General features: G+C 74.1%; 19 protein-coding genes and 2 pseudogenes. 15 read left to right on the forward strand and 6 right to left on the reverse strand.

The genetic code is table 11. The features are described from left to right. Positions 1 to 10: 10 nt before the first annotated feature. A complete protein-coding gene (locus OG737_RS29090; RefSeq protein WP_405677101.1) occupies positions 11 to 637 on the forward strand; it encodes a class I SAM-dependent methyltransferase in 627 nt (208 codons plus the stop codon). A 207-nt stretch (positions 638 to 844) separates the two neighbouring features. Here OG737_RS29090 and OG737_RS29095 read toward each other — a convergent pair whose 3' ends face one another. Next, positions 845 to 1,768, reverse strand: coding sequence for a DMT family transporter (locus OG737_RS29095; protein ID WP_405922172.1), 924 nt, complete (start codon positions 1,766 to 1,768; stop codon positions 845 to 847). A gap of 28 nt (positions 1,769 to 1,796) precedes the next feature. Between OG737_RS29095 and OG737_RS29100 the strand changes: the two genes are divergently transcribed. The 3 genes from OG737_RS29100 (at position 1,797) to OG737_RS29110 (ending at position 4,474) form a co-directional block, all read left to right on the forward strand. Further along, positions 1,797 to 3,251: a PLP-dependent aminotransferase family protein gene (locus OG737_RS29100; RefSeq protein WP_328929182.1), complete on the forward strand. Its 1,455-nt coding sequence runs from the start codon at positions 1,797 to 1,799 to the stop codon at positions 3,249 to 3,251. 126 nt (positions 3,252 to 3,377) lie between these two features. Further along, positions 3,378 to 3,815: an LPXTG cell wall anchor domain-containing protein gene (locus OG737_RS29105; RefSeq protein ID WP_405677096.1), complete on the forward strand. Its 438-nt coding sequence runs from the start codon at positions 3,378 to 3,380 to the stop codon at positions 3,813 to 3,815. Between the two features lie 8 nt (positions 3,816 to 3,823). Further along, on the forward strand, positions 3,824 to 4,474 hold the full coding sequence (locus tag OG737_RS29110) for a SigE family RNA polymerase sigma factor (protein WP_328929184.1): 651 nt from the start codon (positions 3,824 to 3,826) through the stop codon (positions 4,472 to 4,474). Between the two features lie 199 nt (positions 4,475 to 4,673). On the opposite strand, the gene OG737_RS29115 is transcribed toward OG737_RS29110, so the two are convergent. Continuing rightward, entirely contained in the window at positions 4,674 to 4,919 is a 246-nt protein-coding gene (locus tag OG737_RS29115) for a hypothetical protein (RefSeq protein ID WP_328929185.1), read from the reverse strand. A 443-nt stretch (positions 4,920 to 5,362) separates the two neighbouring features. Further along, the gene (locus tag OG737_RS29120) at positions 5,363 to 5,818 is read right to left on the reverse strand and encodes a MarR family transcriptional regulator (RefSeq protein ID WP_328929186.1); all 456 of its coding nucleotides are present in this window, start codon (positions 5,816 to 5,818) and stop codon (positions 5,363 to 5,365) included. Between the two features lie 193 nt (positions 5,819 to 6,011). On the opposite strand from OG737_RS29120, the gene OG737_RS29125 reads away from it, so the two are divergent. The 4 genes and pseudogenes from OG737_RS29125 to OG737_RS29140 form a co-directional block, all read left to right on the forward strand. Next, on the forward strand, positions 6,012 to 7,238 hold the full coding sequence (locus OG737_RS29125; RefSeq protein ID WP_405677093.1) for an MFS transporter: 1,227 nt from the start codon (positions 6,012 to 6,014) through the stop codon (positions 7,236 to 7,238). A gap of 45 nt (positions 7,239 to 7,283) precedes the next feature. Then, positions 7,284 to 7,712 carry a heme-binding protein gene (locus OG737_RS29130; RefSeq protein ID WP_405677091.1) on the forward strand — a complete coding sequence of 143 codons (429 nt, stop codon included), beginning with the start codon at positions 7,284 to 7,286 and terminating at the stop codon, positions 7,710 to 7,712. 62 nt (positions 7,713 to 7,774) lie between these two features. After that, entirely contained in the window at positions 7,775 to 9,418 is a 1,644-nt protein-coding gene (locus OG737_RS29135; protein WP_405677089.1) for a family 20 glycosylhydrolase, read from the forward strand. Between the two features lie 192 nt (positions 9,419 to 9,610). Continuing rightward, positions 9,611 to 9,757, forward strand: a pseudogene (locus OG737_RS29140) (alkene reductase); the annotation flags it as partial. 36 nt (positions 9,758 to 9,793) lie between these two features. Here OG737_RS29140 and OG737_RS29145 read toward each other — a convergent pair. Beyond that, positions 9,794 to 10,093 carry a DUF3040 domain-containing protein gene (locus tag OG737_RS29145; protein WP_405677087.1) on the reverse strand — a complete coding sequence of 100 codons (300 nt, stop codon included), beginning with the start codon at positions 10,091 to 10,093 and terminating at the stop codon, positions 9,794 to 9,796. 112 nt (positions 10,094 to 10,205) lie between these two features. Beyond that, positions 10,206 to 11,042 carry an endonuclease I family protein gene (locus OG737_RS29150; protein WP_405677085.1) on the reverse strand — a complete coding sequence of 279 codons (837 nt, stop codon included), beginning with the start codon at positions 11,040 to 11,042 and terminating at the stop codon, positions 10,206 to 10,208. 215 nt (positions 11,043 to 11,257) lie between these two features. On the opposite strand from OG737_RS29150, the gene OG737_RS29155 reads away from it, so the two are divergent. Next, the gene (locus OG737_RS29155) at positions 11,258 to 11,824 is read left to right on the forward strand and encodes a DJ-1/PfpI family protein (protein ID WP_328929192.1); all 567 of its coding nucleotides are present in this window, start codon (positions 11,258 to 11,260) and stop codon (positions 11,822 to 11,824) included. A 214-nt stretch (positions 11,825 to 12,038) separates the two neighbouring features. Beyond that, on the forward strand, positions 12,039 to 12,347 hold the full coding sequence (locus OG737_RS29160; protein ID WP_405677083.1) for a hypothetical protein: 309 nt from the start codon (positions 12,039 to 12,041) through the stop codon (positions 12,345 to 12,347). Here OG737_RS29160 and OG737_RS29165 read toward each other — a convergent pair. Next, positions 12,331 to 13,143: a glutamate ABC transporter substrate-binding protein gene (locus OG737_RS29165; RefSeq protein WP_405922173.1), complete on the reverse strand. Its 813-nt coding sequence runs from the start codon at positions 13,141 to 13,143 to the stop codon at positions 12,331 to 12,333. The two genes, OG737_RS29160 and OG737_RS29165, sit on opposite strands and share 17 nt — an antisense overlap. A 224-nt stretch (positions 13,144 to 13,367) precedes the next feature. Here OG737_RS29165 and OG737_RS29170 point away from each other — a divergent pair, with 224 nt between their 5' ends. The 5 genes and pseudogenes from OG737_RS29170 (at position 13,368) to OG737_RS29190 (ending at position 18,710) form a co-directional block, all read left to right on the forward strand. Beyond that, positions 13,368 to 14,495 (forward strand): hypothetical protein, encoded by a 1,128-nt coding sequence (locus tag OG737_RS29170; protein ID WP_405677079.1) that lies wholly within the window; start codon positions 13,368 to 13,370, stop codon positions 14,493 to 14,495. Between the two features lie 80 nt (positions 14,496 to 14,575). Beyond that, positions 14,576 to 14,648: pseudogene (locus tag OG737_RS29175) on the forward strand. 65 nt (positions 14,649 to 14,713) lie between these two features. Further along, positions 14,714 to 15,862, forward strand: a complete 1,149-nt coding sequence (locus tag OG737_RS29180) for a gala protein (RefSeq protein WP_405677076.1) — start codon at positions 14,714 to 14,716, stop codon at positions 15,860 to 15,862. Further along, complete coding sequence (locus OG737_RS29185; protein ID WP_405922174.1) at positions 15,859 to 17,517, forward strand: ankyrin repeat domain-containing protein; 1,659 nt, start codon at positions 15,859 to 15,861, stop codon at positions 17,515 to 17,517. The genes OG737_RS29180 and OG737_RS29185 overlap by 4 nt, the downstream gene beginning before the upstream one ends. Then, on the forward strand, positions 17,514 to 18,710 hold the full coding sequence (locus OG737_RS29190; protein WP_328929198.1) for an AAA family ATPase: 1,197 nt from the start codon (positions 17,514 to 17,516) through the stop codon (positions 18,708 to 18,710). The genes OG737_RS29185 and OG737_RS29190 overlap by 4 nt, the downstream gene beginning before the upstream one ends. Positions 18,711 to 18,722: the final 12 nt, after the last annotated feature.

The following is an 18,722-nucleotide window of genomic DNA, read 5'->3' on the forward strand; positions in this document are numbered from 1 at the left end:
GAGCGGTCCGATGGGTCAACGCAAGTCGGCGGCAGAGGTGTTCGACGAGCTGGGGGAGCGCTACGAGGAGGCGTTCGGGCTGCTGCCCGGCCAGCTCGACGCCCTCGACTGGCTCATCGAACGGCTGCCCGGTGGAGCCCGCGTGCTGGACGTGGGCAGCGGCACCGGCCGGCCCACCGCCGCGGCACTGATCCGGGCCGGCTGCGCCGTGACCGGCATCGACGTCTCGGCGGCCATGGTCGAACTGGCCCGCGCGAGGGTCCCGCAGGCACGCTTCGAACAGGCCGACGTGCGCACCTACACGCCCCCGCCGGGCGGGTTCGACGCGGTGTGCTCCTTCTTCCCGCTGCTCGTGATGGACCAGCCGGAGGTCGCGGCGGCGCTGGACCGGATGGCGTCCTGGGTCGCGCCGGGCGGGTACTTCGTGATGGCGACGGTCCCCGGCGACATCCGCGGCCTCGACATCGAGTGGATGGGCCACGAGGTCACCGTCAGCAGCCTCTCGACGGAGGACCATCTGGCCAGGCTGACGGAGAGCGGTCTGGAGGTGCTGCACCACCACATCGCCCCCTTCCTCCCCGCCGACGCAGTCGCCGGCCCCGAGGAACACCTCTTCTGCTACGCCCGGCGGCCGTGACCGGGCCCAGCGGACCGGACCGCGCACCGACCGCTGGGCCCGGAACCGTACGGGAGCCATCCCCACCCGGCGCCTGAACAGCCGGCTGAAGCAGGCCGGATCCGCGTAACCAACCCGCGGGGCGATCCCGGCGGGTCGGCGGGTCGGCAGGTCGGTGCGGGCCGGCAGCTCACGCCGCCACACTGCGGGGGAGAAGGACCGGCGTGCTCAAGGGGACGCGGGCTCGCGGAGCGCGAGCGGCACGGGCGCGGGGCGGGGCCGGCTCCTCAGGCCCGCCGTGAGGCCGGCGACGACCACGGCCAGGCCCAGCCACACCGCCGGACCCGGGACACCGCCGCCCGTGAGGACCCCGGCGCCCGCCGCGGCGAGCGGCGCGACCCCCGTCAGCAGCCCGGCCCGGCCGGCGCCCACGGCGGCCACCGTGCGGTACCAGAGCAGGAACGCCATCGCCGTCACCATGACGGCGAGGTATCCGGCGGCCGCCCACTGGGCCGCGCCGAGTTCCAGCAGCTCCGAGGGCCGCTCCGTACACACCGTGAGCCCCGCCAGCATCACCGCCCCCATCCACACCGCGTGTACGGACACGCCCCACGCGCCGTGCCGGCGCAGCACCGGTACGGCGAGCAGGGTGAACCCGGCCTCGCAGCCCAGCGCGAGCGCGGCCCAGGCCACCCCGGCGGCGTCGGTCCGGCCCGTCCCCTCGACCAGTACGGCCCCGGCCACGACCACGGGAGCCGCCAGCAGCACCTGACGGCTGGGCCGCCGCCCCTCCAGGAAGGGACCGATCAGCCCGAGCAGGATCGGCACGGAAGCCACCGCGACGGCGATGACGGCCGGTTCGGCATGCGCGACCCCGCGTACGACGGCCACGTTGAACAGCACCAGTCCCGTCGCCGCGATCCCGGCCAGCCACAGCCACTCCCGGCCGCGCGGCCGCAGCACCGGCACCCGGGCGGCCCGGGCCAGGGCGAGCAGGAGCAGAGCGGCGGCCGTGTACCGGACGGCCTGGACGGCGAACAGCGGGGCGTCGACGAGGGAGCGGGAGACGGTGACGCTGCTGCCGACCAGCGCCATCCCGGTGATACCGGGCGCCAGGTCCCGGAAGGCGGTGGAAGGTGTCTTCGTCTTCATGCGCCCAGCCTCGCGGCACAATGGTCCCATGAGCAGGTCCAATGAAGGCCGGGACGAGGGGTCCAAAAGCGGATCGGACTTCCTCCAGCTCGACATCGGCCAGGCCCCTCCCGGAGGCCGCACCGACTGGCTGGCGGGCCGGCTCCGCGCCGCCATCGCCGACGGTACCCTGCCGGTCGGCAGTCGGCTCCCGGCCAGCCGTGTGCTCGCCGCGGAACTGCGCGTCTCCCGGGGGCTGGTCACCGAGGCGTACCAGCGCCTCGCCGAGACCGGTCAGGTGTCCGGCCGGGGCCGGGGCGGCACGGTCGTCGTCGCCGCCCCGCCCCCGGCGGCCGGGCCCACCGCCACCGCCCCCACGCGCGGAGGGCTGGTGGACGCCCTGCGGGCCGTGCCCTGCCGGATCGACCTCTCGCCCGGAGTACCCGACCTGACCGCCTTTCCCCGTACCGCCTGGCTCCAGGCCGAGCGGCGGGTGCTCGCCGGGCTCACCCCCGCCGACTTCGGCTACGGGAACCCGCAGGGCGCGCCCGCGCTGCGCGAGGCCGTCGTCGGCTGGCTGGCCCGCAACCGGGGGATCCGCGCCGACCCCGACGACGTGGTGGTCGTCGCGGGGGTAGCCCAGGCCCTGGGGCTGCTGGCGCAGGTCCTGCGGGAGGACGGGGTGGTCCGGATCGCGGTCGAGGACCCCGGCTCGCTCGGGGCACGGCAGCAACTGGAGTACGGGCGGCTGGAGACGGTGCCCGTACGGGTGGACGAGGCCGGGCTGGACGTGGCCGCGCTCCGGGCGAGCGGGGCGGGCGCCGTCCTGCTCACCCCGGCGCACCAGTTCCCGACCGGGGTCGTGCTCGACGGTGAGCGCCGCCGCGACCTGCTCGGCTGGGCGGCCGCCGGGGGACTGGTCATCGAGGACGACTACGACGCGGAGCACCGCTACGACCGGGCTCCCGTCCCCGCGCTGCGCGCCCTGCTGCCCGAGGCCGTCTGCTACGCCGGGAGCGTGTCCAAACTCCTCGCCCCCGCCCTGCGCCTCGGCTGGCTGCTGGTCCCGCCGCGCCTGCGCGAGTCCGTGAACGAGGCCAAGCGCTACGCCGACCTCGGCAACCCGGTCCTCGCCCAGCTGGTGCTCGCCCGGCTGATGGACTCCGGCGAACTGGAGCGCCACCTGCGCTTCGTCCGGCGCCGCCACCGCCGCCGCAGGGACGCCATGCTCCGCGCCGTCGCGGACCGGCTGCCGGGGGCCCGGGTGCACGGCGCGGCCGCCGGACTGCACCTGATGGTCACCTTCGACCGCGCCCGCTTCGCGGACACGGCCCTGGCCTCGGCGGCCCTGGCCCTCGGAGTCAAGACCCACCCGCTCTCCTGGCACCGCCTCACCCCGGGCCCGCCCGGCCTGATCCTCGGCTACGCGGCGGGCTCGACGGGCGAGATCGAGGAGGGCATCGCCACGCTGGGCACGGCCCTGGCAGGCCTCCCGCCCGGCTGACTCCTCCCCGGGCACGGTCGAAAAAAATATCTGCGCGACGGCGGCAACCTCGGCGGGGTTCGCGCGTCGTGCGGGGGTGAAGGGTGCGATCCGGCTCCCTCGACCCGACCGTGGAGAACCACCGTGATGAACCTGAAGCGCGTCCCCCGCACCGTCCGCCGGGCCGCCCTCGGCGCTGCCGCCGCCGGGGCGGTCGTCGCTCTCGCCGGACCGGCCTTCGCCGTGGGGGGCTCCGCCTCGCCGGTGCCGGCGCCCGCGTCCAGCGCCTCGCCGAGCGCCGCGCCGAAGACGGCCTCCACCGACGCGACGCCGAGCCCGTCCGTCAGCGTGCCGGGCAGTGCCGCGCCGAGCCCGTCCGTCAGCGTGCCCGGCGGTGCGGCACCGAGCGCCGCCCCCAGCGCGGCTCCCGGCGGCGCCCCCCAGCCCTCGGCTTCGCCCGCCGGGTCCGAGCTCGCGCATACTGGCTCCTCCGCGACCAACACCGCACTGGGAGCCGGGGCCGCCGTGCTCATCGCCGCCGGCGCCGGGACCCTGTACGCCGTGCGGCGCCGCGCCAACGGCTGAGGAACACCGTGCTCCACCTCGCACCATCCGTCGGCCCCCTCACGCCCGGCTTCGGCCGGGCGTGGCGGGGCCTGTGGTCGTTGCTGCGCCGCGACAGCTCCGCCCCGGCCGCCGTGCCCCGGCCGTACGGGTACCCGTACCTCCACGACACGACCGGAAGCCCGGGCGATCCGCCGCCCACCGTGACCGCGCTCTACCACGCGCACCGGTTGCGCATGGTCCGCCTCGCGGTGCTCCTCGTCGACGACCCGGCCACCGCCGAGGACGTGGTCCAGGACGCCTTCACCGCCCTGTACCGCCGCCACGGGGAGCACATCACCGAGGTGGACAACGCCCTCGGCTACCTGCGCACCGCCGTCGTCAACACCTCGCGCTCGGTCCTGCGCCGCAGGCGGACCGCTCGGGCCTGGACGCCGCCCGCGGCGGCAGACGTACCGTCGGCGGAGGCGTACGTGGTCCTCGACGAGGCGCACCGCGAAGTGCTCGCCGCGCTGGGCCGGTTGAGCCCGCGCCGACGCCAGGTCCTGGTGCTCCGGTACTGGGCCGAGCTCAGCGAGGCGGAGATCGCCACCACCCTCGGGATCAGCCGGGGAGCGGTGAAGTCGAACGCGAGCCGGGCGCTGGACGCGCTGGAACGGATTCTGGAGGGACGGGTATGACGTACGGCGAACGCCCCGTCGAGCGCAGGCTGCGGGAGGCCCTGGACGCGCGCGCGGCCGGTGTGACGGTCCGCGAGCTGCGCCCGGCCGATCCGCCGGGGCCGCACGTACGGCGGTTCCCCGGGTTCCCCGTGGCGCGGCTGCGGAGCCTCGGGCTGCCCCTGGCCGGGCTGGCCGCGGCGGCGGCCGCCATGGTGGGCTACCTCGTGCTCGCCCCCGAGCCGCCTCCCGTCCGCCCGGCGCCGCCCGCGGCGCCGCCCGAGATCGGGTCCCCTACGCCGACTCCCCGGCCGTCGCCGTCCGTCATGCCGGACCCGAGCTCCGCGCCGACGCCGGGCCCGAGCACCACGCCGTCCGCGACGCGGACTCCCACGGGGGCCTCGGTCTCACCGTCGAAGTCCGTGCCCTCGTCGGCGTCCCCGCCACCCACGAGCTCCCGCTCCACACCTCCTTCGGCGTCCCCGAGCCCTTTCAAGCCTTAGAGGTCCTCACCAAGGCGCGTTGAACGTGCCGGTGTGTGATGAGGCATGTGTGGCAAGGCCGGGGAAGGCTTCGTGGATGTCGTCGCGTCGTTCCCACCGGATGCCGGTATGCGGCACGAACAGAATCCCGCACACTGCCATCCGGTCGCACCCGAGGTCGGCCCGCCTCCGGGGACGTGGCCGAGCCCGCACTCTCATACCTCCGCGACCCGGCGCTCAGCGACAACAGCCCGCTGACCAACCCCGTTTCGGAGTGCCTTGCGCGCCGGAGAGCTCTGGCGCACCGAAGCCCGACCGAGCCGACTCAGCCGTTCCGGCGATCCGCTGGAAGGTGCCGGCAGGTCACCTCACTTGGCGACTCCATTGCCATGGACGAGTGCGAGGAATGCGCCTTGCCCCGCAGCCCTCAGCCGGCCCGGGTGTTCTCCACCACCGCGACCAGCGGGGCCAGTTCGGGGTTCCGCGCGGCCTCGTCCAGCGCCTCGCGCAGGGCGGTGTCGTTCGTCGGCCGGGCCGCGGCCAGCAGGGACAGGCCCGCCTCGCTCACGTCGGTGTAGATGCCCCGCCGGTCGGTGTCGCAGATGTAGCGGTTCAGCAGGCCGCGGTCCTCCAGCCGGCTGACCAGCCGGGTCGTCGCGCTCTGGCTGAGCACCACCGAGTCGGCGACCTGGTGCATCCGCAGGTGTCCGCCCGGTCCGCCGTGCTGGCGGCTCAGGACGTCGAGCAGCGAGTACTCGCGCACGCTCAGGCCGTGTCCCGCCTGGAGCTCCCGCTCGATGTGCGCCTCGATCCGCCCGTGCAGGAGGGAGAGGGCGCACCAGCCCTGGGAGAGGGCGGTGAGCGCGCTGTCCGTGGCCGTCATGGGCTCCTCCTCCGAAGCGGGTACCGCGTACGCCACCAGGATAGGCCACCTGCGCAATAGCCCGCGCTTGCAAATATCCCGCGTGTGCAATTAATGTGGACGCACGTAAACAGCGGCGGCAACATACGCCGCGCGCCGGCGGCCGTGGCACCGCGAACCGCTCCACCCCCTCCCCTGAAGGGCTCCTCCCCTCATGCCTCTCGCACTGCTCGCCCTCGCCATCGGGGCTTTCGGGATCGGCACCACCGAGTTCGTGATCATGGGCCTGCTCCCCGAGGTCGCCGGCGAGTACGGCGTCTCCATCCCCACCGCGGGCTTCCTGGTCACCGGCTACGCCCTCGGCGTGGTCCTCGGCGCGCCGCTGATGACCGTCCTCGGCACCCGCATCCCCCGCAAGCGGATGCTGATGCTCCTCATGGGCCTGTTCATCGCGGGCAACGTGCTCTCCGCGCTCGCCCCCGCCTTCGAGGTCATGCTGGCCGGCCGCGTCGTTGCCTCCCTCGCCCACGGCGCCTTCTTCGGCATCGGCGCCGTCGTCGCCGCCGGGCTCGTCGCCCCCGAGAAGAAGGCCGGAGCCATCGCCATGATGTTCACCGGCCTGACCGTGGCGAACGTGGTCGGCGTCCCGCTCGGCACCCTCGTCGGGCAGACCCTCGGCTGGCGCGTCACCTTCCTGATCGTCGCCGGGCTGGGCGTCCTCGGCCTGCTCGGCATCGCCCGGCTGGTACCCGAACTGCCCCGGCCCGAAGGCGGCGTACGGATCCGATGCGAGCTGGCCGCCTTCCGCAACGTCCAGGTGCTCCTCGCGATGGCGATGACCGTGCTCGGCTTCGGCGGCGTCTTCGCCGCGATCACCTATATCACCCCGATGATGACCCACGTCGCCGGCTTCGCCGACTCGTCCGTCACCTGGCTCCTCGTCCTCTTCGGGCTCGGCATGGTCGCCGGAAACCTCATCGGCGGCCGGTACGCCGACCGCGCGCTGATGCCGATGCTGTACGTGTCCCTCGGCGCGCTCGCCGTCACGCTGGCCGTCTTCACGCTCACCGCTCACACCAAGGCAGGCGCCGCCGTCACCATCGTGCTCATCGGCGCCCTCGGCTTCGCGACCGTGCCCCCGCTCCAGAAGCGGGTGCTCGACCAGGCGGCGGGCGCGCCGACCCTGGTCTCCGCGGTCAACATCGGCGCCTTCAACCTGGGCAACGCCCTCGCCGCCTGGCTCGGCGGCCTGGTGATCGCCGCGGGCCTCGGCTGGACCGCCCCGAACTGGGTCGGCGCGGCGCTCGCGGCCTCCGCCCTGGTGCTCGCCCTGATATCCGGCGCGCTGGAGCGCCGTACCGCCGGGCTCGCGCACCGCCCCGGCCGCGTGGCCGCGACCGGGACCCACGAGACGCCCGCCGCCGTCCCGGCTCACCTCTGACCCGCCACCTGCCCGTCGTACACCCCCCTGCAAGGAGAAACCCGCATGTCCAGCCTCCTCCGTACCGCCGTCGCCCCCCTGACCAGCGAGGACGCCGACCTGCTCGTCGCCGCCGCCCGGACCGCCGCGGAAGCGGCCGGGGCCACGGTCAGCGTCACCGTCCTCGACGCCGGCGGTCACCTGCTCGCCTTCCGCCGCGACGACCGCGCCGTGCTGATCTCCGGTGAGACCAGCACCCGCAAGGCCTACACGGCCCTGCAGCTGAACGCGCCCACCGCCGACCTCGTCGACGCCGTGCGGCCCGGCGGGCTGTTCCACACGCTGCCCACCGCCCTCGACCGGCCGCTGCTGTTCATCGCCGGCGGGCTGCCCGTCCACCGCGACGGCCGCCTGATCGGCGCGATCGGCGTCGGCGGCGGGGCCCCGGACCAGGACCACGGGTTCGCCGCCGCCGCGCTCGACGCCCTGGCCTGAGGCCTCCGGGTCGCGCGCCCGTGTCCCTCGTGCCAGGTTGGTACGGGGGACACGGGCGCACGATGCGAAATCCGAGGTTTCACGTGAGAGGCCACGTCATAGCGACGGCCACGGTCGCCGCACTGGTCACCTTCGCCGTCCCGGGCTGCACGGCCGCCTCCGACGAGGCCCGCGCCCCTGCCGCCCCGACACCCGGTGCCAGTGCCGGCTCGCCGGCCCCGTCCGCGGCGCCCACCGAACCCGCCCCGTCCCCGACGCCCTCCTACGCCCTGTCCACCGCCCCGCGCACCATCCCCGCCGTACGGGAACACATACCCGCCCGGGGCCCCGGCTGGAAGCCCGCCCCGCAGGCCCGCGTGGTGGTCGCGCCGTCCGACAAGGCGGCCCTGTCGGACGAGGGCAAACTGCTCGCCGGTGAACTGCGCATGGGATACGCCGAGTCGGGGGAGCCGCGCACCGGAGACGTCGAACTCTCCCTGGGCGCCAAGGGATCCGGCCCGCCCGAGTCGTACACCCTCGCCGTCAAGGACGGCCGGGTGCGGATCACCGGACCCGACGAGGCCGGGGTCTTCTACGGCACCCGCACCCTCAAACAGGCGGTGAAGAGCGCCGGTTCGGCTCCCGAGGGCACCGTGCGCGACGGCCCGGCCAAGCCGCAGCGCGGGCTCAACCTCGACATCGCGCGCAAGCACTTCACCCCCGACTGGATCGAGGACCGGCTGCGCGAGATGGCGGACCTGAAGCTCAACCAGCTCGGCCTGCACTTCTCCGACGACCAGGCCTTCCGGATCGAGTCCGACAGCCATCCCGAGATCGTCTCCACCCCGCACCTCACCAAGGCACAGGTGCGCGCCATCACCGCACTCGCCTCCCGCCTGCACATCACCGTCGTCCCCGAGATCGACTCGCCCGGACACCTGGGCGCGGTGCTGCGCGCCCACCCCGGCCTGCAGCTGCGCGACGCACAGGGCCGGGCGGTGAAGGGGGCGGTGGACATATCGAACCCCGCCTCCGCGAAGCTCGTCGACGAGCTGCTGCGCGAGTACCGGCCGCTGTTCCCCGGCGGGGCCTGGCACCTGGGCGCCGACGAGTACCAGGCGCTGGTGGTCCGCGACCCCGAGGCCTCCTTCCCGCAGCTCGCGAGCGCGGCCCGGCAGCGGTACGGGCCCACGGCGCGCGTGCAGGACCTGGCCACGGGCTGGCTCAACGACCGCGCGAACACGGTGCGGCCCTCGGGCAAGGCGCTGAAGGCCTGGAACGACGGCTTCTTCCGCGGCGGGGTCACGAGCGCGGCCAAGGACATCCAGGTCGAGTACTGGACGGGCAAGGAGATCGGCGCCCGTCCGCCGCTGGAGTACCTGCGCGAGGGCCGCAAGGTCGTGAACCTCAACGACGAGTACCTGTACTACGTGCTGGGCGAGCCGAACCAGTTCACGTACCCCACGGGCAAGCGCATCTATGAGCAGTGGACCCCGCTGGTCCTGCGCGGTACCACCCCCGTCCCGGCGCAGTACGCGGACCAGATCCTGGGCGGGCGCCTCGCCGTCTGGAGCGACCTGTCCGGAGCGCAGACCCAGAACCAGGTGGCGGCGGGCATCCGGGTGCCGCTGGCCGCGCTGTCGCAGAAGGTCTGGGACGCCCGCACCCCGGCCCTGCCGTGGACCGGCTTCAGCGCTCTCGCCGACCGCCTGGACCCGCCGGGGTGATCTCGCGGGGTCAGGCCGCCGCGGCCGCCACCCCGGGCGACAGGGTGGCCCCGCACCCGAAGTGCGCCCCAGGGCCCGTCCGCGGGGACGGGTCATCCATGGTCGGCGACCATGTCACCGCAGAGGGAGCCCTCCACCTTGCCCGACCAGGGAGGCGCGCCGGTCGGACGGGTCGGGGCGGCGCCGTACGTGTCCGACCTGCTGGCCTTCGGGGCGCTCTTCCTGGCCAACCCCGACCTGCCGGAGCGGCTGCGCACGCAGGGCCCGTACAACACCCCGGACCGCTCCACCTTCTTGGGAGGCGACGCCCGCGGCTACACGCACTATCCGGTCCGTTAGTCGCCGGATACGCCGGGTGACGGTACGCCGCTCCGCTCAGCCCCGCCGGTCCCGGAGCTGCCAGCGCCGGGAGGCCCACCGGCCGATCAGCGGCAGGGCCGTGACCGCCGTCAGGGTCCAGGCGGCGGCGAAGGTCCAGATCAGCGGCTGGGACACGGTGACCGAGGCCGCCACGAACAGGGCCACGGTCACCGCGCCGAGCAGACAGGCCGCCAGGGTGCGGCGGCGCGGATGGCCGGACCGCAGGAGCCGGTCGAGGGACCGGTCGCCCTTCAGGTCGGCTTCGATCGCCGAGAGGGCGCGCTGCTCGTGATCGGAAAGTCCGGCTCCGTCCATGACGACGTACCTCCGTGTGCTGTCCCGCCGGGCGCGGACCGCAGCCTCTGGCCTGCGAATACCCGGCCAAGGCGCGGCCCAACCCCGGAGGACGTCACGGCTGCCCCTCCGGTTACCAGATGGAGTTGACCCACTCCGGGTGGTCGATGAACGGGTTCCGGTTGTGCTGGTAGCTGTCGAATATGACCTGGTTGCGGCGCTGCTCGAAGGCGTCCGGCGGGTCCATCTGGTTCCACTGCTTCAGCAGGCTGATCCGGCCGAAGAGGGGGGCGGTGCCGTTGTTGACCTTGTCGTTCATCTCCAGGTCCGCGAAACCGTCGCCGCCGTCGTAGCGCACGGCCATGTAGAGCAGCATCCGCGCCACGTCGCCCTTGACCGCGTCCCGCGGCTCGAAGGAGTCGGCGTCGGTGTAGCTGCCCGGGGCCTCGGAGACCGGGCTGCCGCCCATGTCGAAGTCCTTGTTGCCGCGGGTGCTGTTGACCGTGACGTCCTCGGGGCGCAGGTGGTGCAGGTCGGTGCCCGGGCCGGTCGCCGTGCCGAAATCGCCGTGGCTCTTGGCCCAGACGTGCTCGCGGTTCCAGTCGTTGGAGCCGCCTCCGTTGGTGGACTTGGACTGGGAGCGGCCGGAGTAGACCAGGATGACGTTGTTCGGGTTCGCCGGGTCCTGGTCGGTCACCTTGAGCGCGTTCCACACGCCGTCGTAGGTCACCTTGGACTGGGTCTTGATGATGTCGTGCAGTGCGGTCTTCAGCGCGGCGCCGGTCTTGCCCGCGGCGGGTGCGTAGTAATCGTCCACCGTGGTCGCGGTCGCGGCCGTGGCCGCGCCCGTGGCCGTGGCGGACCGGGCGTCCGCCGTCCGCTGCTGGCCCGCCGAGGCGGCGGCTGGGACGGCGAACAGGGCGGCGGCCGCGAGGCCGGCAGCCCAGGGAGTCAGGCGGGAGATTCTCATCACGTGGGGGTACCTCTCCATACGCACCGTCCCCGCCCGGGGAATTGGCGGGGTGTCAGGTGGCAGAGCGAGGCTCACATTGTCATGTGCCCAACAGGTAAAATCCATGTGTCCGGCATGCTCACCCCGGTGTGTGCCGGGCGTGCGGCGCGGGCAGGGTAGCGGTGGCCCCGCGGGGCCGGTCCGCCCCTGTACAGCCCTCCCTGGAGCAGCCCATGGCAGTGAAGATCCTCATCGTGACCGGCGACGCGGCCGAGTCGCTGGAGGTCCTGTATCCGTACCAGCGCCTGCGCGAGGAGGGATACGAGGTCCACATCGCCGCTCCGTCGGTGAAGAAGCTGCGGTTCGTGGTCCACGACTTCGAGGACGGCTTCGACACCTACACCGAGAAGCCCGGCTACACCTGGCCGGCGGACCTGGCCTTCACCGACGTGGCCACCGAGGACTACGCGGCCCTGGTCGTCCCGGGCGGCCGGGCGCCGGAGTACCTGCGCAACGATCCCGAGGTGCGGCGGATCCTGGCCGCCTTCGCCGACGCGGACAAGCCGATCGCCCAGATCTGCCACGGCCCCCTGATCACCGCCGCGGCCGGGGGCCTGACCGGCCGCCGGGTGACCGCGTATCCGGCGCTGGAGCTGGACATGAAGGCGGCCGGGGCCGCGTTCGAGGACTCCGAGACCGTGGTCGACGGCACGCTGGTGTCGGCGAGGGCCTGGCCCGACCACTCCCGCTGGATGCGGGAGTTCCTGACGGTGCTGCGCAGCAAGGCCCCGGTGCTCTGACCGGCCGCGGGCTCCCACTGGGCCGGCGCAGGTTCATCGGCGCGGCCGCCGCCCTCGGCGGCGCCGCGCGGGTCTGCTCGCCCCGCTCGCCCAGGCCCGGCCGGCCGGGCCCCGCCGGCCGAGAGAGCCCGTCGTCTGCCGCCCGGCGGCCCGACACCGTCGTGACCCGGCCCGGCTTCCAGCCCGAGGGCACAGCCGTATCCGTCCGCGGGCGGTGTGCATCGGCTCGCTGATCGACGGCTCGGTCTACCGGGCCGACCTCACCACCGGGATCGGCCGGTTCGTCACCCGGGGCCAGGGGCCGCAGCAGGTCGGCCTCAAGCTCGGCGCGTACGGCAGGCTGCTCCTCGCAGGCGGCGAACGGACCCGGTCCCGCCCGGCGGCGAGTGCCGGGGCGCCAGCGGCATCGAGCGGGCGCCCGACGGCGGGGTACGGGGACCGGCTCTACGTCGTCAGCGCCCGCTTCGGCGCCGACTGGTCGGAGCCGGCCACCGCCTCGACGAGCGTCAGCTGCCCGTGGTGATCGCCGGCGCCGGCTCGTACTTGTAGTCGGCGCCGAAGTTCTTCTTCACGGCCGCTTCCCAGGCCCCGTCCGCGACCATCTTCTTCAGCGCGGCGTTGATCTTGGTCTGGAGTTCCTTGTTGCCCTTCTTGACACCGATGCCGTAGTTCTCGGTGCTCAGGCTCTGGCCCGTCAGCTTGAACTTGCCCTCGTTGCCCTTGTGGGCGGCGTACCCGGCCAGGATGGAATTGTCCGTGGTCATGGCGTCGACCAGGTTGTCCTCAAGGGCGACGAGGCACTCCGAGTAACCGGGGAGCTCCAGCACGCTCGCCTTGGGGGCGAGGCCCTTCCTGATGTTCTCCGCCGAGGTGGAGCCGGTGACGGAGCAGAGCCGCTTGCTGTTGAGGTCCTCGGCCTTGGAGATCGTGTTGTCGCTGGCGCGGACCAGCAGGTCCTGGTGGGCCACGAAGTACGGGCCCGCGAAGTCGACCTTCTCCTTGCGCTTCTCGTTGATCGAGTAGCTCGCGGCGACGAACTGCACCTCGTTGTACTGGAGCAGCAGCTCGCGGTCGTTGCTGTAGACCTGCTTGAACTCGATCTGGTCCGGCTTGTAGCCGAGCTCCTTGCCCACGTAGGTGGCGACGTCCACGTCGAAACCGGAGAAGACGCCACCGGTCTCGCGAAGCCCGATGCCGGGCTGGTCGAACTTGATGCCGATGGAGAGGGTCCCCTTGGCCTGGTCGTCACCGCCGCACCCGGACGTGGTCAGGGCGAGGGCGATCACTACGGCGACCGCACCGGCCTGGGGAACCTTCATTGCTGCACTCTTTCCTCGGTGACGCGGGACGCGCCCCGGGATCGCCGGGGCGCGTGGAACCGCGAATGCGTGGGGGACGTCACGACACGTGTACGAGGAAGCTAGGAAGCTGGCGGCCGCAGCGTCACTAGATCTGAGCAAAACTTGAGGATAACGATCCGGACCGGCCGCAGATTCTGCGGCGGAACCGGACCGGAGCCGCAGAACGCGGGAGAGGGGCGGGCATGGGGACAGGTTCGGTACGGATCGACGGGAATGCGCTGCTACTGGGAGAAGGGGTGCAGATCCGCTTCATCCGGACCCTTCGGCTTCCCGAATCGGGCACGCACGCGCTGCCGCCGGGGCTGGGGGAGTTCCCGCTCCGGAGGGTGGAGGACTACCCGGACACGGTGCCGCCGGAGTGGCTCGCGAAGGGCGGCGTGATGCTGCCCGTGTACCTGCGCGAGGCGATGTGGCTGAGTTTCGCCGGTACCCGTGAGCCCGCCGCGCTCCAGGTCGGGGTCGGCAAGGTGTGCGCGGTGTCGGGCGAGCGCTGGACGGGCCGGCTCGCCCGCGGTCCGCAGAACTATGTGGTGCTGCCGCGCCAGCCGTGGCTGGACGGGATCAACTCGGGCGACGGGACGGTGCGCCAGTTCGTCGCCGTACCCCTGGGGCTCGGCGCCACCGTCGAGGGGCAGGTCACCGGCGAGGAGACCACCGGCGGAGTGCAGCTCCAGGCGTTCCCGCTCACGCCGGCGGTGCTGGAGGAGTGGCGGCGCGCCCATCCGGCGCCCACCCGGTCCCCCGGCTCGCCGTACGGGGCCCCGCTGCCCCCGACCCCGCCGCCCGGCGCGGTCGGCGGCTTCGCCGGCTTCGCAGGCCCGGTGCCCATGCCGATGGCGGCGGCTCCGGGCGGGATCCCGGCTCCGGGCGCGGCCCCGGCGGCCCCCGGGGCGGCCCCGGCGCGGGGCGCGCGGCCCGCGGCTCCCGCGATGGGGCTCGGCGTCGGCGGTTCCATGCGCCAGGAGGTCTACCAGGACGACCGGCCGCTCTCCGCCTGGGCGCAGGAAGCGGCCGCGCGGGTCTTCGTCCACCTGGTGACGCCGCCCGAGTGGCGTCGCATCACCGGGGAGGACGCGCCGCCCTCGCCGGTGGACCGGGCCGCCTACACCCAGGCCGGGCTGCCCTGGTTCGACTACTACGACGAGTCCGCCGCCGACGTCGCGCCCTCCGCGACGCTGGCCGGGGTCAAGCCGGTGGGGGAGTGGATCGGCGACGACCACACCCCGTGGGTGGAACCGGACCCCGCCCAGGTCAAGCCGCTCGGTAATGCCCCGAGGCCGGGCAAACCGGTACAGGACGGTAACTGGTAGATAAATCCCAGCAGTCGAGGATCGATGGCCCAAACTGGTGATCGATTTTCGGCCGCCGGGACGGTATGATCGTCCGCAGCAAGGCCGTAGCGCAGAGGTCGTCGCGCCCACGCATCGAGCTGGAGGACGTCGGTTCGAATCCGACCGGTCTTGCGTCTACTTGCTGTCTCAAGTCGTGATGGACGCCGGGCACCGGCGAAGGAACCGGTGGAGTGGTGATGACACAGCCGACACCCGTACGGTGCCCCGCGATCGAGCACCCGGACATGCCGCCGGCCGACCCCGCGGGCCTCGGCCCACTCCTCGCCCGGCTCGCGGCGGACCACCCGGTCGAGGCCGACGAGGCCTTCCCGCTCGGCACGCTGCGCACCGACGGCCGCGTCGACCTCTGCAAGCAGGGGCTCGGCCCGGGCGGCTCGGCCCGGCTGCTGCCCGCGGCGGCCGCCTCCGCACACGCCACCCACCTGCTCCTCGGGACCAACGCCATCGGTGACGAGGGCGCCCGCACCCTGGCGGAGAGCCTGGCGGCCGGAGCCGACGGCCACGGGCTGCGCACCCTCTACCTCGGCTGCAACCGGATCGGCCCCGACGGGGTGGAGGCCCTCGCCGGAGCCCTCGCCGACGACACCACCGTCCGCGCCCTCTGGCTCAAGCGGAACCCGCTCTTCGAGGACGGCGCCCGCATCCTCGCCGCCCTGCTGCGCCGCAACACCGCCCTGCGCACCCTCGACCTGGTCAACACCGGGATCGGCGCGGACGGCGTACGCCTCCTGCTCGACGCCCTGCTCGAGCGCGAGCAGCCCCTGGAACGCCTCTTCCTCGGCGGCAACGGTCTCGGCGCCGACGCCGCGCCGCTGCTCGCCGCACTGATCCGGCAGGCCGGGGTGCGCGAGCTGTACGTACCGGCCAACCACCTCGGCGACGACGGCGCCGCCGTCCTGGCCGCCGCGGCCTCCGACTCCTCCTCCGGCCCGGTCCGCCTCGGTCTCGGCGGCAACGGCATCGGCGCCGCCGGAGCGCGCGCCCTGGCCGGCGCCCTCGGCTCCGTCGAGGCCCTGGACCTCGGCCGGACGATGTCCGAGCGGAGCCTCGGATCCAGCGGCAACGACCCCGGCGACGAAGGGGCGTACGCCCTGGCCGCCGCACTCCCCGGCAGCCCCCTGCGCCGGCTGGAGCTGCGCCACACCGGCCTCACCGGGCGCGGGGCGAAGAGCCTGCTCGCGGCGGTGCCCGCCGACAGCCCCCTGGAGTACGTCGGCCTGGGCCCCGGCCTGCCCCGACGGGTCAAGCGCTCCTTCGCCGAACGGCTCCGCCCGGCCCGGGCGGCCCATCCGGACCTGCGCGCCATCGGCAGCGTGTACCGGTGAGCCCGTACATGCCCGGCGGCTTCCGGCCCGCGGACGGCCCGGCCTGGCAGCGGATCCGCCGGTACGCCGTACCCGGCTGGATGATCGAACAGGCCACCGCGCACCGCCTGGCCGGGGACTGGCGGGCGGCCTGCGCCGCCGCCGGCGTGGACATCGGCTTCGACCTGCCCGAGGTCGCGGCCCGCTACGGCGCCTCCGTCGCCGAGGCCGTGGAGGACGACCTCCGCCACCTCGCCCCCGACCTGCTGCGCTGGCACCTGCCCCGGGTCCTGGGCGGCCGCACCACCATCGGCATCGACCTGCGGATCCTGCTCGCCTCGTACGGCGGCGCCGACGGCCCGACCCTGTCGGTCACCACGCCCCTGATGACCGAGGGATCGCAGCGGCTGCGCCTGCACTGCGCGCCGGTCGTCCCGGTGAAGTGGAAGCGCTACACGGGACGCGGCTTCGTGCCCGAGGACTGGACCGCGGTCCGGCCGTTCTGGGACGCCCGGTGCGCGTCCGAGCTGGGCGCGCGCTTCGGCGACCCGGAGGGCCGCGCCGAGCGGATCGACCTGCTGCGCACGCAGGGGGACACCGCCGCGGCGTACGAGGCCGCGGGCATCGCATGCGACCTGACCGTGCCCACCCCGCAGCCGTACCAGCGTCCGGTGGACCCCGAGGCCCTCTTCGGGCAGATCCCGGTCGACCTCACCCGGCTCGCGGCGGAGGTGGGTCGGCTCGTGGCGGCCGGCGCGGGTGAGCGGTACCGGATCGCGGCCGACTGGCGCACCTACCTCCTGCTGGAACCCGACGGCCCCGACCGGCTCCGGGCCCGGTTCGTCGAGCGGGAAGAGGCACTCACCGTGCCACAGCTGCCGCGGTACGCCTGGCAGCGGCTGCCCGACCTCGAACTGGTGCGCACCGGCCGGATCACCCCGCGCGAGCTGCACCCGCTGGTCGCCGCCTCCCTGTTCCCCGGTGCCGGACCGGCCGTGGGTCCGCCCGGCCCCGCCGAGGCGGGGCCCGTCCGGGTGCGCTGCCACGGTGAATGGCACGAGGTGCGCTCGCGGGGCGGCGCCCTCGACGTGCCGCACACCCCCGAAGAGCAGCAACGGGAGCGCGCCATGCGGGCGTTCGGCGGCGCGGTCTCCGGCTGCTTCGCCGTACAGCAGACCTGGACCACGGGCGAGGGCCGGCTCCCGCGCGCCCTGCGCGACCAGCAGCGGGAGCTGTTCCTGCGTGCCCAGCACGGGGACACCCCGGGCGTGGTGGCGCTGCTGGACGCGGGCGTGGACCCCCGGATCCGGGAGGCCCGCAGCCGCGGCCTGCTGCACGAACTCCACCTGCTCGACCACGAAGCGCTGCTGCCCCGGCTGCTCGCGGCCGGCCTCGACCTGGAGGCGCGGGACAAGCACGAGCGCACTCCGCTGCTGTCGGCGGTGCACTGGGGCGGCTCGCCGGACCTGGTCAGGGCCCTGATGGCGGCCGGTGCCAGGATCGACGTCATCGACGAGATGGAAATGTCGCTGTCCCAGGAGATCCGCCGCTACAAGCGCACCGACCTCACCTTCCTGCGGGAACGCGTCGACGAGGAGTTCCCCGGCATCGGAGCCGACTGGTTCGACGAGCACATGGAATACCGCGAGGAAGAAGACGAGGACGACGACGCATGAGTGCCCAGCCGCAGCCCTCCCGGGCCCTGGCCGCCGCCGACGCCCTGGGCGAGCGGCTGAGCGCCACCCGCAGCGAACCCGCCACCGACCCCCAACTGGAGGCGCTGGCCCTGGCGGTGACGGCCAATCAGCCGGTGCTCCTGTGGGGTGAGCCCGGCATCGGCAAGTCCGCCGGCATGCGGCAGCTCGCCACCGCGCTCGGGGTGGAGCTGGAGACCGTCATCGCCAGCGTCCACGAGCCCTCCGACTTCTCCGGGCTGCCCATCGTCGGCGACGACCCCGCCACCACCGGCGTCCCGATGGCCCCGCCGGACTGGGCGGTGCGCCTCGCCCGCACCGGCCACGGACTGCTGTTCTTCGACGAGTTGTCCTCCGCCCCGCCCGCGGTGCAGGCGGCCCTGCTGCGCGTGGTCCTGGAACGCCGGGTCGGCAGCCTCGAACTCCCCCCGGCGGTACGGATCGTCGCCGCGGCCAATCCGCCCGCCAGCGCGGCCGACGGCTGGCACCTCAGCCCCCCGCTGGCCAACCGCTTCGTCCACCTCGACTGGACGCACAATCCGCGCACCGTGGCCCGCGGCATGGCCGGCACCTGGCCCGAGGTGGCGATCCCGGCCGTCGACCCCGCCAAGGCCTCCGGCTCGGCCGCCCGCGCACGCGGTGCGGTCTCCGGCTTCCTCACCGCCCGGCCGGGCCTGGTCCACCACATGCCCGCCGAGGCCGCTTCCCGCGGCCGCGGCTGGCCCTCTCCGCGCACCTGGGAGATGGCCCTGCGGCTGCTGGCCACCGGGTACGCGGCCTCGACGGGCCGGGAGGCACTGGCCGCCGCGCTGACCGGAGCCGTCGGCGAAGCCGCCGGGATCGAACTGCTCTCGTACCTCGAACACCTCGACCTGCCCGACCCGGACCGGGTGCTCGCCGACCCGGACGCCTTCGCCCTGCCCGAGCGCGGCGACCGGCAGCTGGCCTTCCTCATCGCCGTGGTCGCGGCCGTGCAGAGCGAGCTCACCCGCCCCCGCTGGGAGGCGGGCTGGGCGGTGCTGGCCAAGGCCGTGGACGCCGGCGTGCCCGACGTCGCCGCCCGCGCCGCCGCCGACCTGGCCGCGATGCGCGACCTCGACTGGCCGGTGCCCGCCGGCATCGACGCCTTCGTGGAACTGCTCCAGCTGTCCGGCTCCCTGCCGGGCGGCCGCTGAGCCCGGCGGGCC

Origin of the sequence: Streptomyces sp. NBC_00122, assembly GCF_045160845.1 — a bacterium.
Taxonomy (GTDB): Bacteria; Actinomycetota; Actinomycetes; order Streptomycetales; family Streptomycetaceae; genus Streptomyces.